Raw genomic sequence first — 1,092 nt, forward strand, 5'->3', positions numbered from 1 at the left:
AACTAGCCTCACGGCAGGCGTGGCGGCGGAAGGCGGGTTGTCGTGGGTGGTGCGGACGTGCCGGTGGTCGTCGGGCTGGACAACGGGGGGACCAGCAACAACGCCACGGTGCTCACCGTGGACGGCCGGTTCCTGGTGGACGGCCTGGTGGAGAACCCGAGCGAGGTGCGCGCCGGCCCTGCGGCGGCGATCGAGGCGCTGGCCCGCGCGTTCGACGGGGTGCTGGCGCTGACCGGGGTGCCCCGCACGGCGGTGCGCGCGGTCGGGCTGGACACGCCGGGGCCGGCGAGCGCCACCGGGGTGATCTCCTCGCGCGGGTCGACCAACTTCTCCCAGCCGGCCTGGCGCGGCTACGACGTGCGGACGGCCCTGGAACGGCGGCTCGGCCTGCCGGTGCTCTACCACAACGACGGCAACGCCGCCGCGCTCTACGCCCACCACGCGCACTTCGGCGCGGAGGCGATGCGCCGCTCGTCGGTGTCGGCCATCGTCGGCACGGGGCTGGGCGGCGGTGTGGTCGAGGCGGGCCGGGTGGTCGCCGGGGCGGCCGGGATGGCCGGCGAACTGGGACACGTGCACATTCCGCTGACCGGGCTGCTCGCGCCGGACCAGCCGGTGCCCACGTGCGCCTGCGGCTTCGCCGGGGACGCCGAGAGCGTCGCCTCGCTGACCGCCATCGGGCGGAACCTGCTGCCGTACTGGCTGGGACGCTTTCCGGACCATCCGCTGGCCGCCGAGCCGCCGGAGCGGGCGGCGAAGCTGGTCCGGGGCTACGGCGAGCGCGGCGACGCGTTGGCCCGGGAGGTGTTCACCCAACAGGCGATGGCGCTGGGTCGACTCTTCACCGTGGCGGCCAACTTCACCGATCCGCATGCGTACTTCGTCGGGGGCGGGGTGGTGGAGGCGGCCCCGGAGTTCCGGGACTGGTTCCTCGCGACGGTGCGGGAGCACACGGTGCTGCGGGAGGAGCAGGCCGCGTCGGCCACCTTCGCCCTGGTGCCCGAGCGGGACATGGCCGGCGCCCGGGGCGTGGCCATCGCGGCGCTGGAGGCGCTGCGCGCCGGCCCCGCGCCCCGCCCGGTCGTCGCGGGC

Annotated in this window: 1 protein-coding gene; it reads left to right on the forward strand. The window is 75.9% G+C overall.

Features of this window, described 5'->3' with window-relative positions:
- Nucleotides 1–42: 42 nt before the first annotated feature.
- Nucleotides 43–1,092: ROK family protein (locus F6X68_RS32745; RefSeq protein ID WP_151457844.1), on the forward strand; the 1,050-nt coding region annotated here is incomplete at its 3' end.

The organism is Micromonospora sp. AMSO12t, from assembly GCF_008806585.1.
Classification (GTDB): domain Bacteria; phylum Actinomycetota; class Actinomycetes; order Mycobacteriales; family Micromonosporaceae; genus Micromonospora; species Micromonospora reichwaldensis.